General features: G+C 31.6%; 14 protein-coding genes and 1 riboswitch. Of the genes, 8 read left to right on the top strand and 6 right to left on the bottom strand.

Going from position 1 to position 14522, the window contains the following annotated elements; genetic code table 11:
* The first annotated feature begins 76 nt into the window (after positions 1 to 76).
* On the top strand, positions 77 to 1555 hold the full coding sequence (ptsG, locus tag ACMOUI_RS13365; protein WP_418966185.1) for a glucose-specific PTS transporter subunit IIBC: 1479 nt from the start codon (positions 77 to 79) through the stop codon (positions 1553 to 1555).
* 32 nt (positions 1556 to 1587) lie between these two features.
* Here ptsG and ACMOUI_RS13360 read toward each other — a convergent pair whose 3' ends face one another.
* The 5 genes from ACMOUI_RS13360 to polA are packed head-to-tail and all read right to left on the bottom strand — an operon-like array spanning position 1588 to position 8336.
* Positions 1588 to 3132 (bottom strand): Eco57I restriction-modification methylase domain-containing protein, encoded by a 1545-nt coding sequence (locus ACMOUI_RS13360; RefSeq protein ID WP_418966184.1) that lies wholly within the window; start codon positions 3130 to 3132, stop codon positions 1588 to 1590.
* Positions 3133 to 3813, bottom strand: coding sequence for a segregation and condensation protein A (locus tag ACMOUI_RS13355; RefSeq protein ID WP_418966183.1), 681 nt, complete (start codon positions 3811 to 3813; stop codon positions 3133 to 3135).
* A complete protein-coding gene (locus tag ACMOUI_RS13350; protein ID WP_418966182.1) occupies positions 3788 to 4747 on the bottom strand; it encodes a bifunctional riboflavin kinase/FAD synthetase in 960 nt (319 codons plus the stop codon). Before ACMOUI_RS13350 ends, ACMOUI_RS13355 begins: the two co-directional genes overlap by 26 nt.
* A 10-nt stretch (positions 4748 to 4757) precedes the next feature.
* A complete protein-coding gene (whiA, locus tag ACMOUI_RS13345; protein ID WP_418966181.1) occupies positions 4758 to 5660 on the bottom strand; it encodes a DNA-binding protein WhiA in 903 nt (300 codons plus the stop codon).
* Positions 5661 to 5669: 9 nt separating this feature from the next.
* Positions 5670 to 8336, bottom strand: coding sequence for a DNA polymerase I (gene polA, locus ACMOUI_RS13340; protein ID WP_418966180.1), 2667 nt, complete (start codon positions 8334 to 8336; stop codon positions 5670 to 5672).
* 147 nt (positions 8337 to 8483) lie between these two features.
* Between polA and ACMOUI_RS13335 the strand changes: the two genes are divergently transcribed.
* The 7 genes from ACMOUI_RS13335 to ACMOUI_RS13305 all read left to right on the top strand — a co-directional run bounded on the left by ACMOUI_RS13335 (position 8484) and on the right by ACMOUI_RS13305 (position 13897).
* The gene (locus ACMOUI_RS13335; RefSeq protein WP_418966179.1) at positions 8484 to 8909 is read left to right on the top strand and encodes a single-stranded DNA-binding protein; all 426 of its coding nucleotides are present in this window, start codon (positions 8484 to 8486) and stop codon (positions 8907 to 8909) included.
* Between the two features lie 14 nt (positions 8910 to 8923).
* Positions 8924 to 9013, top strand: a riboswitch (TPP riboswitch).
* Positions 9014 to 9099: 86 nt separating this feature from the next.
* Complete coding sequence (gene tenA / locus ACMOUI_RS13330; RefSeq protein ID WP_418966178.1) at positions 9100 to 9753, top strand: thiaminase II; 654 nt, start codon at positions 9100 to 9102, stop codon at positions 9751 to 9753.
* A gap of 1 nt (position 9754) precedes the next feature.
* Positions 9755 to 10474 (top strand): ABC transporter ATP-binding protein, encoded by a 720-nt coding sequence (locus ACMOUI_RS13325; protein WP_418966177.1) that lies wholly within the window; start codon positions 9755 to 9757, stop codon positions 10472 to 10474.
* Positions 10461 to 11201, top strand: a complete 741-nt coding sequence (locus ACMOUI_RS13320; RefSeq protein ID WP_418966176.1) for an ABC transporter permease — start codon at positions 10461 to 10463, stop codon at positions 11199 to 11201. Before ACMOUI_RS13325 ends, ACMOUI_RS13320 begins: the two co-directional genes overlap by 14 nt.
* Positions 11198 to 12172 (top strand): ABC transporter substrate-binding protein, encoded by a 975-nt coding sequence (locus ACMOUI_RS13315; protein WP_418966175.1) that lies wholly within the window; start codon positions 11198 to 11200, stop codon positions 12170 to 12172. The genes ACMOUI_RS13320 and ACMOUI_RS13315 overlap by 4 nt, the downstream gene beginning before the upstream one ends.
* A gap of 49 nt (positions 12173 to 12221) precedes the next feature.
* Positions 12222 to 13565 carry an MATE family efflux transporter gene (locus ACMOUI_RS13310; RefSeq protein WP_418966174.1) on the top strand — a complete coding sequence of 448 codons (1344 nt, stop codon included), beginning with the start codon at positions 12222 to 12224 and terminating at the stop codon, positions 13563 to 13565.
* Positions 13566 to 13567: 2 nt separating this feature from the next.
* Positions 13568 to 13897, top strand: a complete 330-nt coding sequence (locus ACMOUI_RS13305) for an arsenate reductase family protein (protein WP_418966173.1) — start codon at positions 13568 to 13570, stop codon at positions 13895 to 13897.
* Positions 13898 to 14028: 131 nt separating this feature from the next.
* On the opposite strand, the gene ACMOUI_RS13300 is transcribed toward ACMOUI_RS13305, so the two are convergent.
* Positions 14029 to 14522, bottom strand: a 494-nt coding sequence (locus ACMOUI_RS13300) for a WYL domain-containing protein (protein WP_418966172.1), incomplete at its 5' end; no start/stop codon positions are given.

The raw sequence follows: 14522 nt of genomic DNA, 5'->3' as shown, positions 1-14522 counted from the left end.
TTCTTGACTTTTTTTAAAATAAAATGTATTCTTTTAGTGAATTAGTTATTTTTATCAATCTTAATGGAGGAATTTTATGAAAATATTTGCTGAGGTTCAAAAAATCGGTAAAGCACTGATGACACCAGTTGCAATTTTACCAGCTGCTGGTATCTTCCTAGCTGCTGGAAATAAGTTAGGAATCCCTTTAATGGAGCAAGCAGGAGGAATTATATTCGGTAATTTACCTCTTTTATTTGCTGTTGGAGCCGCTATTGGTCTTGTTGGTGGAGATGGAATCGCTGCACTTGCTGCTATTGTAGCACTTTTAATTATGAATACAACTATGGGAACATTGACAGATGCCGCTAGTGGTATCGCTACTGGAAATCCAGCTTTTGCTGAAGTTTTAGGAATTCCAACTCTTCAAACAGGAGTTTTCGGAGGTCTTATCGCCGGTATTATTGCTGCTATCTGTTATAAAAAATTCTATAAAACAGAGTTACCTGCATTCTTAGGGTTCTTTGCTGGAAAAAGATTAGTTCCTATTATGACTGCTGTTCTTGCTTTCTTAGTTGGTTTAGCTATGCCTTACATTTGGCAACCAGTTCAAGCTGGACTTGCTCAACTATCTTATTTAGCTAATGAAACAAACACTAATATCTCTACATTACTATTTGGTATCACTGAAAGAGCGTTAATTCCTTTCGGATTACACCATATTTTCTATGCACCATTCTGGTTCCAATTTGGAGAGTATACAAACAATGCTGGACAAATTGTTAATGGAGACCAAGCTATATGGTTTGCAATGTTAAAAGATGGAGTTCACTCATTCTCATCAGCTACTTATTCTGGTGCTGGTAAGTTTATGACTGGTAAGTTCCCATTCATGATGTTTGGATTACCTGCTGCTGCTCTTGCTATGTATCATGAAGCTAGAACTGAGAACAAAAAAATGGCTGCTGGAATCTTATTCTCTGCTGCTCTTACATCTTTCTTAACAGGAATAACTGAGCCTTTAGAGTTCTCATTCCTATTCGTTGCTCCAGTTTTATATGGAATTCACTGTATCTTTGCTGGATTATCTTTCATGTTAATGAATATGTTCGGTGTTAGAATCGGTATGACATTCTCTGGTGGAGTTATCGACTATATCATGTTCGGTGTTTTACCTGGAACTGAAGGGTTTGAAACTAACTGGCCAATGGTTATATTTGTTGGAATAGGATTCTCTGTTATCTATTACTTTGGATTCAGATTCTTTATCAGAAAGTTCAACTTAACAACTCCTGGAAGAGAGATTGGAACTGATGTTGATGATGATCAACCTAAAGCTCAAGGAAGCGAATTAGCTACTTTAGTTCTTGCTGCTCTTGGTGGTAAAGAAAACTTAATCTCTGTTGATGCTTGTATCACTAGATTAAGACTTGAAGTTAAAGATTCATCTCTTGTTAATGATGCTGAGTTAAAGAGATTAGGAGCATCTGGAGTTTTAAAAATTGGACAAAATGGTGTTCAAGTAATATTTGGTGCTAAAGCACAGTTTATCGCAAACGATATCAAAGCACTATAAAAATAGTTTAAAATAAAGTAATAGGTGAGAAGCTATAATAGCTCCTCACCTATATTTTTTATATTCATCAACTCACAAAAATAACTATCTATCTCACTTTGTACTTCGTCGCTATAGATACTCACCTGTTTTTTCACCAGATTAGCTATATACTCTATCTCCTCCATATTCTCTGGATAATATATAGGGCACTCTTTTAAAGGTGTCGAATAAAACTCCAAGTTTTTCCCCTTTTTCTTACCTATATAGTTAAACCATGAAAAGAAAACTTTTGAATTCAAGTATCCTAAAATATAGTATAGATTTATTTTTTCATCTTTTCCAGTCAAATAGTATATGTCTGCACTACCATAGAACTCTTTCTCTGTATAGGCAAAATTATTTGTTTTACATCTCTGTCTAACAACAATTTTAGGTTTTAAAAATATATCCTCATCTCTGGCCCATTGTAACTCCCACCAGTTTATTCTATTATTTATAACCTCTCTTCTCAAAGAAAGTTTCTTTTTAAAATCTATTAAATAATCAATAATTACATCATCTAGTTTAGATTTACTATTTAAATACATTATCCAAAATGGTGGTTTATCTGAAACTCCATACTTTCCTATATCTTTATTTTTATAAAAAGGTTTTAAATACTTTTTAAACTCCTCTTTATATTCATTAAAAACAAATACTTTATCAGCACCACTGACTATTCCCTGATTGACATTTAATAACTCCCCCAAGGTTGTATTGCTTTTCTCTCTTATCTTCTTTATATTGTCTTTCCAAAAAGGAGGAATCAATGTAATCTTTGTATGTTCCTCTGCAAATATACTCTCCTGTTCAAGAGTATATTCAATCTCATCATCATTTATTAATACAACTGAGTTTTCCTTATTTTTCTGCCAGTAGAAAATAACATTGTGTTGCCCAATCGCATCTTTAAAAATAGAGTGGCTATAGTTTTCTATTCTAAAAAAATCTCCCTCTTTTTTTAACTTCTCTCTTAAACCCTCAGCACTGTCTGCTTTTAGCCAGTAATTAGTTGTCAGGTAGACAAGGATTCCATTCTCCTTTAATATATCAATACCCTTCTCTATAAAAAAATAGAAATAATCCATCTTAGGTTTATAATATTTTTTACCAAAGTTAGTTTCCTTTATGGTTTGAAATATCTCTTTATGATTTTTCTCTCCTAAATAGGGTGGATTTCCTATAACAATATCATATTTTTCATAGATATTCTCATATAGTGAATCACACTCTTTTATATTTAATCTTCCACATACTCCATATTTAAAGAAAAGAGCCTCAGCTCTTTTCTCAAAAATTTTTAGTGCGTTTAAATCTATATCAAATCCTGTTATCCAATCCTCATTGTACCTGTACTCTCCATATATAACCTTGGACATCTTTATCAGCTCTTCCAATATTGCCAATAGAAGATTTCCTGAACCACAAGATATATCTATTATTTTTATATCCAATAGATTTTTTTCTGAATTATTCTCTAGATATCTATTTAAAGCTACCTTTCCCATAGTTGTCGCATACTCTTCCGGTGTATATATCTTATAATTGTATTCCACTTAATCCCTCCTAAAGAGCTTTAAGTTACCTTCACCCTCTATCAGTATAATCCCATCTCTATATAAATCCAAAACAGCTAAAAATATGTATACTAAATGTGTTCTATTCTCAGCTCTTCTAAATAGTTCAACCACCTCTTTCTCTGAGGAGTATAAGATAACTTTTATTCTATCCATCTCCTCTTTTAAAGAGTATCTTTTCTCCACTTCAATCTCTAAAAACTCCTCATCCTTTGGCAAATATTTAACATAACTATTAAACATATCCTGTAATTTTAGTGTTGTTAAATCAAACTCCTTAGGAATATTTTTAGTTATTTTTCTTCCCTCTTTTCTTGTGTAAGAGATATTAAATTCACACTCTATTTGAGATATCACTTGAGCTACCTCTTTAAAAACTTTATAGTCTTCCAGTCTTCTCTTTAAATCCTTCTCTTTTTCTTCCTCTTTCTCCACACTTAAAATAGATATAGCTTTTATCTCTAAAAGTTCTGACGCTATCTCTAAAAACTCCACTTTTATACTTAGATTATCAGTTTGTGCTCTCTCTATAAATTGAAGGTATTCATCTATTATCTGCGATATTTTTATCTCAGATATCTTCATCTTCTTTTTTTCTATAAGATGTAGTAAAAGATCTAAAGGTCCCTCAAAATTATCTATTTTTAATACTATCTCCATTTTCTATTACCTTAACCTTCTCTTTCCAGTTTAAAACATCATTTTTTATCGTCTCTTTTAGCTCCTCCATTGAATTAAACTTTTTTTCTTGTCTTAAAAACTCAATTAAAGAAACATATATTCTTTTTCCATAGATATCTTTATCAAAATCTAAAATATGGACCTCTATACTTCTCTCATCTGGTTTTAATGTAGGATTTTTTCCTATATTAATAACAGCATGCCAACTCTCTTTTTCACCCTCTATTTTAACTTTTCCACCATATATTCCAAAGGGAGGATAAATTTTATTTAATATTTTTAAATTAGCCGTAGGAAATCCCATAATCCTTCCCAATTTTCTCCCATGAACAACCTCTCCAATAATTAAAAATGGTTGCCCTAAGCATCTGTTGGCTATATCTAAATTACCTGTTGCTAACATCTCTCTTATAAATGTTGAACTTATAACTTGCTCTTTAATCTTAACTGGTTCTATGATATTCGTGCTAATTCCATATCTTTTTCCAATCTGTCTTAAATTCTCCACTGTTCCTTTTCCACCTTTTCCAAAGGAAAAGTTAAACCCCACATATACCTCTTTAGTTTTTAACGTTTTTACTAGAACTTTTTCTACAAACTCCTCTGGTGTCATATTAGAGAACTCATTTGTAAATGGTTGCAGTATCAAATAGTCCACTCCTAAAGATTTAATTATATGTATCTTTTCCTCTAAAGAGCTAATTAATTTGGGAGCTTTAACCCTATTTGTCACTTCCATAGGATGGTTCAAAAAAGTAAAAACTGCTGATTTCCCATTCGTTTTTTTAGCTTTTTTTACTGCCTGACAAATAAGCTCTCTATGCCCCATATGAATCCCATCAAAAGCTCCAATTGCAACATAAATATTTTCAAATTTTTCTTCAGTTAGCAAAATATCCTCTATTATCTTCATAGTACTCCCCTTATGCTTCCCTTTCTTGTTCTAAAAGTTCATTATGTATTTCCTCTAACCTTCTAAATCTATTTCTAATTCCAGATTTAGATATTCCTATTATTTCTGCTAACTCTTGTAAAGACGCCTCTGGGTTTTCCAATCTCAAAAATGCCACTTCCTCTAAAACTGGACTTAGCTCATTTAACCCAATTTTATGACCAATTAAGTTTATCATTTTTATCTGCTTTCTAGCTGTATCCAAAGTTTTAGTCTCATTGGCAACTTCCCAATTCATCTCTCTTATAGTTTTGTTTTTTAAATCTTTTATCATTGTTGTCTCTTCATAGTTATAAAACTCTCTCATAGACCCTATCAAAACTATTATATCCATTATATCTTCAGCATTTCTCATATAAACGAGAGGTTTATTCCTTTTCACTGTTTTATAGACCTTTTTTTCCATTTTCACTAAAAGCTCATATAATTCATCTGCCAACTCTTCGCTATCGACAAAAAAATCCAATGCGTACTCTTTTTCTGGAGATTTTATATATCCACACCCTAAAAACATTCCTCTTATGAACCCTTTTTCTATCTCTTCATTCACTGAATCTCTTTTTAAACTATACTCTCCCAACTTTTCAATAAATCTCTTTACTCCAGGTTGAGAGGGTATTGTTATAGCATAAGTATTATGTTCTCCAAACTTTTTACTTTTGGAAAATTTTATAAATATTTTTAAATCTGTTAAATCCTTTAGCATGGAATATATTCTTTCCGCTATCTCTTTATTCTCCAATTTTAACTCTATGCTATTCTCACTAATAGCATGTTTTAATAAGAGTATCGCTCTTATTTCAGCATATTTTTCATCTTCACTTAGATCACTTCGATGAAGTATTTCATTTTTTACTTTATAAGTATACGACACGTTTTCCTCCTATTTTGTTTCAGCCCAATTCTGTCCAATAGAGCTATTTACTTCTAATTTAACTCTAGAGAATTTAATACTTTCTCTCATTATTTTTTCTATTTTTTCCTTATATTCCACTGCTTTCTCCTCTTTCACTTCAAATATCAATTCGTCATGAACTTGAAGAAGCATATGGATATCATCTTTATTTTTTAAAACCTCATATAGATTTATCATAACTTTTTTTAAAACTTCAGCCGCTGTTCCCTGAATAACTGTATTTACAGCCATTCTTTCAGCTTGATTTTTTATAACTCTATTCTTTGAATTAATTCCATCTATTATTCTTTTTCTTTTAAAATAAGTTTCCACATATCCGTGCTCTTCAGCATACATTATTATCTCTTTCTCTAAATGTTTCACTGATGGATATTGCTCAAAATATCTAGTGATATAGTCCGATGCTTCTTTTGGTGTTATTTTTAACTCCTGTGAAAGTCCAAAAGCTGTCTTTCCATATATAATACTAAAGTTTACTGTCTTTGCAGCGTCTCTTTGCTCTCTTGTAACAACTTCATCATCACTTAATCCAAATATTTTTCTGGCTGTTAAGCTATGTAAATCTAGATTTTCTGAGTAAGCCTCTATTAAGTTTTCATCTTGTGAAATTTCAGCTAAAACTCTTAGCTCTATTTGAGAGTAATCTATACCCAATAGTACCGACCCCTCTTTAGCTATAAATCCAGCTCTTATCTTCATCCCTTCCTCTGTTCTAACAGGGATATTTTGAAGATTTGGATCTGATGATGACAATCTTCCAGTAGCTGTTCCTGTTTGGTTAAATGTTGTGTGTAGTCTATCATTTTTATCCACCATCTTTGGAAGAGGATCAACATATGTCGATTTTAACTTACTTAATTTTCTAAACTCTAAAATTGATTTAGCTATCTCATATCCCTGTTCAGCTAACTTCTCTAAAACTTCACTATCCGTTGAGAAACCAGTTTTTGTTTTCTTTACTGGTGGAATATTTAAGTTTATAAAAAGCACTTCACCAAGCTGCTTAGGAGAGTTGATATTAAATTCACCCTTGGCTTCCGCATATATTTTTTGAGTTAATTCCTCAATTCTTCCCTCTAACTCCAAACTATATTTAGCAAAATATTCTGGAGATATCTTAATCCCCTCTATCTCCATAGCTGCTAAAACCCTGATTAAAGGCATCTCCGTATCTCTTAACACCTCAAGTAGATTGTTATTTTCAAGTTGTTTCATAAGCTCAGGATAAGCTACAAGCATCCCTCTAGTTCTCTTAACAAGATATTTCCCATACTCTTCAAAAGAGACAGTTTCAATTTTTGCTTTACCAAAAACATCTCCATATTTTTCCAAGTCCTCATCTATAACATTTTTTAACATCACTTCAATCTCTTCTCTAGTTTGAGATGTTAAAAGATGATAAGCCAGCATAGTATCAAATTCCATATTTTTGATGGAATACCCTTTTCTTAAAAAGTTCTTAAATCCATAGGATATAAATTTATTATTTGAATTTAAAACCTCTTCAAAACATCTCTTACTTTCCTCATCTTCCAATGGAAGGTAGTAGTCCTTGCTCTCTAAAGATACTGCGGCACCCTTCTCACCTAAATATATAGCTATCTCAGAATTAGATTTTAACTTTTCCTTTATCTTCGCTCCACTCAATATAGAAAACCCTTTTTCCTCTAAAACCTCAGTTGTTCCTTGGAAATTGAAAAGTCCTAGTTGCAACCCATTTTGTGTAGGTTGTTCTACCTGTATTTGATTAGTTTCACTCTCTAATCCCATCTTTTTTATCAATGATTTAAACTCTAGTGCTTTAAAAAGCTCTAATAATTTTTGATTATCTCTTTTATACTCCAGATCTTCGCCTTTAACATCTAAGTGAAGCAGTTCAATTGTAGCTAATTTTCTACTCATAAAAGCCAGCTCTTTGTCCTCTATCAAATTGTTTACTAAAGATTTTCCTATTCCAGGAAGTTCCGTTAAAGAGTCTATATTTTCATATATTCCCTCTAAATTACCATATTTTTCCAACATAGGTATAGCTTTTTTAGAACCAATTTTTCTAACTCCCGGTATTCCATCACTACTGTCCCCTATAAGACCGAACAGATCCGGAATCATATCTGGTTTTACTCCCAGTTGTTCAACTACATCCTCTTCAGTTGAAAGTATCTTTAATCCTCCGCCATCTCCTTTTCCTAAAAGGGCTATATTAATATTGGAATCTAAAATTTGAGATAGATCTTTATCCCCTGTTACCACATAGGATTCAATATTTTTCTCTCCTAGCTCCTTAGCTAAACTTCCAAGAACATCATCAGCTTCATATCCATCTATCTTAAATTTCTTTATTCCAAAACAATCTAATAACTCCTCTATTCTTGGGATTTGAGCTACTAAGTCCTCAGGCGCTGCATCCCTTTGTGCCTTATAATCACTATATATCTCACTTCTTTTTAATGTGGCTCTTTTCACATCAAAAGCAGCTCCTATATAATCGGGCTCCAGTTGATTAATAATGCTTAGTAGAGTATTCACGAAACCATAAACCGCTCCTGTTGGTTCATTTTTTGTTCTAAAATTCAAATTTCCATAAAATGCTCTATACATTATTGCACTTACATCTAATAAAACTGCTTTTTTCATTTTTTCCCCTTTCTATAATTTACATTTTTCATATCATTATACCATATCCATCACCTTTGTTAAAAAATTTATTTTATAAATAAATATTATTTTTTACTTTTTTCTGTTATAATTTATCTGTATAAATTGAAACTATAGGAGGTATTTATGAATCTAGTTGTATTAATTGGACGTCTAACTAGAGACCCTGAACTTAAATTTGGTCAAAGTGGTAAAGCTTACTCAAGATTCAGTTTAGCTGTTGATAGACCTTTCTCTAAAGGTGAAGCTGACTTTATAAACTGTGTGGCTTTTGGAAAGACAGCTGAGCTTATCGGTGAGTACCTAAGAAAGGGAAGAAAAGTTGCTATTAATGGTAAACTTCAAATGAATAGATATGAGGTTAATGGAGAAAAAAGAACATCATATGACGTAGTTGTTGACACTATGGAGTTTGTTGAAGGAAGAGGAGAATCATCAGCACCAGCTGATTTTGCACCTACTCCATCTTATTCGGCACCTAAAGCTGCTGAACCATCATCTAATGACGATTTTGGTGGGTCATCTTTCGATGAAGATGAGTTCCCATTCTAATAATTAAATAATATTAAAACTACTAGGGGTGCCTTTTGGCTGAGATTTTACCCTTAGAACCTGATCTAGTTAATACTAGCGTAGGGAAGTAGTCAATATAACTTTTATTTTATAACTGTTTATATTAAGCTATTTTCCTATTTTTTGGAAAATAGCTTTTTTTTTATAAAATTTTAAAAGGAGGATTTTTATGTTTTCAAAGGAGTTATATGAGAGTGCAAAAGATATTTGGGATAGTTACTATACACACCCATTTGTAAAGGGTATTGGCGATGGTTCTTTAGATAAAGAGAAGTTCAAATTTTATATAATTCAAGATTATATCTATCTTTTAGACTATGCAAAACTTTTTGCCTTAGGAGTTATTAAAAGTAAAAATGAGGCAGATATGAAAAAATTTGCTAATCTAACTGATGGGATTTTAAACTCTGAAATGGGAATCCATCGAATCTATATGAAAAAACTAGGTATTACTAAAGAGAGTATAGCTTTAGAAAAACCTACTCTTGACAATACCTCTTACACTAGCTATATGCTCTCTGTTTCCCATTGTGGCGATATAAAGGAGATCGCTGTTGCAGCTCTTTCCTGTATGTGGAGCTATGAGATGATTGGTAAAAAATTAAAGAAAATCTATGGATGTGATCATGAGTTTTATGGGGAATGGATCGAGTGTTATTCATCTGATAGATATGAGGAGTTAACTAATTGGAACATTGAACTTGTTGAAAAATATTGTAAAAATCTATCTGAAGAGGAGAAAGAGCATTTAAAAACAATATTTATTAACTGTAGCATCTATGAGTATAAATTTTGGGATATGTCATATAAGGGGTCTTGTTAAAATGAAAGTACTTGAAGTAAAAAATCTTCACTTCTACTATGATAACAATAAACCAATTTTAAACGACCTCTCTTTCAATGTAAAAAAAAGGGAGTTTGTCAGTATTGTTGGAGGAAGTGGTTGTGGAAAATCCACAATTATTAAGGTATTAGCTGGAATTGAAAAGATAACTCAAGGGGATATTAAAGTTGATAATAGCGTATCCTATATGCCTCAATCAGATACACTATTTCCATGGAGAACAATCTTAGATAACATTCTACTTCCCATTGAGATTAAAAAGGGAGATTTAAAAAAGGGAAAGGAGAAAGCTCTCTCTCTTCTAGAACGTTTCAATCTTATTGACTATTGGAAAAGTTATCCCAAGGAGCTTTCTGGCGGTATGAAACAGCGTATCTCATTTATTAGGACTCTTATGAATGAGGGCGAATTACTACTTTTAGATGAACCTTTTTCCGCTTTAGATGCCATAACTAGAGAGGATTTACAAAATTGGCTTTTAAACTCTTTCTCCACTTTAGAAAAGAGTATTATCTTTATTACCCATGATATTGATGAAGCTATATTTTTATCTAATCGTATTCTCGTTTGTACAAAGAGCCCTATTTCAAACTTTAAAGAGTTTTTAATCCCCAAAAATATGGACTCTCAATATAGATTACAGCTAAAAAAAGATATAGTTTCTGCAATAAAAGGAGTAAATTTTTATGAAGAGAATTAACCCAGCCATTATTTCTATCACTATTTTTTTTGGATTTTGGGAACTTCTAGGGAGGTATATCAACAAGGGGTATATACTCCCAACCCCTCTCAATATCATAAAAAAAATATGGTTTTTAAAAGAGAGTATTTTTATTACCCATCTGCCAACTACGCTGAGTATTGCTGTAATCTCTTTGATTATAACCATTATTTTAGGTATTTTATTAGCTAGTAGTATGGATTTTAATAGAACTATTTACAACTTTATACACCCTATAATTGTCACTAGTCAAACTATTCCCATAACTGCTTTAGCACCAATTTTTATTCTCTGGTTTGGATACTCAATCTGGAGTAAAGTTATCGTCTCTGTTATAATCTCTTTTTTCCCAGTTACAATAACTCTATATAATGGATTACAGAATATTCAAAGGGATGAATTTAACTATTTTAAGAGCTTGGGAGCTAGTAGAACACAGATTTTTTTCAAACTTAAAGTTCCAAGAGCCTTACCTAATTTTTTTTCTGCCCTTAAAATGAGTATACCTCTTGTTTTAATTGGATCAGCTATTGGTGAATGGCTTGGTTCAACTTCTGGGCTTGGATACTTTAGTAAAAGAATGATGTCTCAATTGGATGGTGCTGGTGTTTTCGCTCCAATTGTAATCATCTCGCTTCTTGCTATAATTTTAGTTCAAATAGTAACTATATTAGAAAATATAATTTTATCTTGGAGGAATAAATGAAAAAAATATTGATTACTTTAATCACCATGACTCTTTTAATTGGTTGTAATTCAAAAGAAGATAAAAATTTAAAAGAGGTATCTATAATCCTAGATTGGTATCCCAATGCAGTTCACTCATTTATCTATACTGCCATTGAAAAAGGATATTTTGAAGATGAGGGCATAAAATTAAATATTATCTATCCCTCATCTCCTAATGATTCTCTAACACTACCAGCTGCTAAAAAAGCTGATATTGGTATCTCATATTTAAACAGTGTTGTTATGGCTAGAACCAATGAAAATATTCCTATAAAATCTTTCGGAGCTATATTACAAAGATCTGTTAATACTGTTATATCACTAAAGGAAAAAAATATAATCTCTCCAAAAGATTTTGAAGGTAAAATCGCTGGTAGTAGTGGTGGTGTCCTTTCAGAGGCATATCTAAAATCAATGATGGTTTCTGAAAAAATTGATCCCAACTCTCTTAAAATCCTAGATGTTGGTTTTGAACTTTTAACTGCTATGATTACAAATCAAGTTGATTTCACAATTGGAAATATGGTCAATCATGAGGTTCCAGTTATAAAAGAGAGAGGTATTGATATAAACTACTTCCTAATCGATAATTTTGGAGTTCCTCAAGCCTATGAACTTATTTTAGTTGCCAATGATGAACTTTTGATTAAAAACAGTGATACATATAAAAAAGTTTTAAATGCTATGCAAAAAGGATTTGAAGATGTAAAAAATAATCCCCAAGAGTCTTTGAAACTTCTTATGTCCAAGCAAGCTGTAGACCAATTCCCTCTAAGTGAAAATGTTGAGAGGCAAAGTCTTGAAATTTTACTTCCTATTATGGAAACATCTCAAAATAAATTCCTAACTCAGGAGAATAAAATTTGGGAAAATAATATCAATTGGTTATATGAGAATGGTATTATTACAAAAAAATTACCTGCTGAAAATTTTGTATATCAATTTTAATTTTTTTAATATATAATACCCTTTAGAATGAATTTTGGGAGGGATTATTTTGATTCAATTTCGCTATTTATGGCAAGAAAATAGGAAGGAGATTTTTTCTATTTTTACTATTGCGCTACCTACTATAGTGGATATGTTTGTTCAAACTCTATTGGGGTTTTTTGATTTGATTATGGTTGGAAGACTAGGGCCAGAAGCTATTGCCTCTGTTGGATTGGGAACTGCCCCTATTTTAACTGTTATTCCAATATTTTTTGCTATTAGTGTTGGAACTACTGCCATGGTAAGCCGTGCTTTTGGAGCTAGAAACTTTAAAGAAGCTAAGGAGGGAATGAGCCAAAGTTTAATTCTAGGAGTTCCTGCAGCTTTTTTTGTCACTTTTATTTTTATTATTTTCGGTAAAAATATTTTGGGAATTATAAGTAGGAATCAGCCTATCACTGAAGCCTTAGGTTATTTAAAGGTAGTTTCTTTAGGAATTCCATTCCTATGTTTTAACATTATTTTTTCCTATGGTTTTAGATCCATAAATAAAGCTAAAATACCTATGATTAATAATACAATCAGTATTTTTTCAAACATCTTACTCAATTATATTTTTATCTTTGTTTTAAATCTTGGAGTTTTAGGAGCTGGAATTGCTACAACAATCTCTAGAGGAATAGTAACCCTTATTTTTTCTTTCCTTATTATCTATAAGAAAAATTACTGTATAGCTCTTACTAAAAAAGATTTTAAAATAAACAAAGATATTTGTAAAAGACTTTTAAAGGTTGGTCTTCCATCAGCTGGAGAACAGGGTATTTTTAGAATTGGTATGTTAGCTTTTGAAGCCATGGTTATAAATCTGGGAACTCTCCAGTATGCAGCTCATAAAATTGCTTTAACTGCTGAATCCTTCTCTTTCAATCTAGGTCTTGGATTCTCTGTTGCCGGTACTGCCCTTGTGGGTCAACACTTGGGAGCGCAACAATATCAAGAAGCAAGAAAGGCTGGATACTTAAATATGTTCTTAGCAATGGGAGTTATGACTGCTTTCGGTTTTATTTTTATGATTTTTCCAAAACTTGTTATATCTATGTTTACTAAGGAGCAAAGTATTGTTCCTATGGCCAGTTCAGCCCTTAGAATAGTATCTGTTGCCCAGCCGATACTTGCGGTTTCTATGGTTTTAAGTGGTGCTTTAAGAGGTGCAGGTGATACTAAATCTGTACTTTGGATAACGTCTATTGGAATGTTTTTTGTTAGACTTCCTCTTACATATCTATTCCTATATGTATTTAACTTCGGATTAAATGGTGCTTGGCTGGTTATGATTATTGATCTAACTTATAGGGGACTTGCTTGCTTATATAGATTTAAACAGGGAAAATGGAGATATATTGAGGTGTAATTATGATAATACAAATTTTTGGTAAAAAGAGTTGCAATGATACAAAAAAAGTTCAAAGATTTTTTAAAGAGAGAGGGATAAACTTTCAGTTTATTGATATATCTGAAAAAGCCCCTTCAAAGAGGGAGTTTGAAACTTTTTTCAGATTCTATACTCCTGAGGAACTTTTAGATACAGAGGGAAAGGAGTATAAAAAAAGAGATTTACAGTATATGGTCTATGATGTAAAAGATCTACTTTCAGAGACACCTATACTTTTAAAAACGCCTATTATCAGATCAGATAAAGGGGTCACTCTTGGATATAATCCTGATATTTTAAAAAAATTATAATTTTTTCAACTTTTTTATCTTTTAGCTGGTCTAAAGAGTAAATAAAGTGTTAAAGTAAAGTAATTTTAATCCCCCCAAAAAGAACTTCTCTTTTCTGAGAAGTTCTTTTTTTTTACTCTAAAAAACTCTTTTTACTTCTCATACTTCAACAATACTTTTCTATATTTGCCTTTAAACCACTCTCTCAGTTCAAGAGGTTCCAATATTTCAACCTCATCTAAGAAGAAACTAAAATATCTTTTTGCTTTCTCTTGAGAGGATTCCAATAGATAGATATTTCTATCCTTTTTTAAAATCTTAGGTCTATTTGTCTCTAACTCTTTAAATAATCTTTCTCCAACCTCTGTCAAACTAACTTTTATACTTTGACCAAAAGAGATAAAAGGATCAAAACTCTCTCTCATCTTTTCAATAAACTCTTTATCTCTCATTTTAAAACAAATACTCTTTACATAGATTGCTTTTATATATTTCACCTTATAGTTTTTCCAACTATTTTCTTTTAAATTATAGCAGAAGATATAGTTTGCCACTTCTAACTTTGAACTCTCTATTAAATATGGTTCTACCTCTACACATTTTCCATCTCTAAAAGTTATTCTAATGATTTTTTTCTCTTTTATTG

This window comes from Cetobacterium sp., assembly GCF_048470075.1.
Taxonomy (GTDB): Bacteria; Fusobacteriota; Fusobacteriia; order Fusobacteriales; family Fusobacteriaceae; genus Cetobacterium_A.
This window is presented reverse-complemented; position numbering and strand designations above follow the sequence as displayed.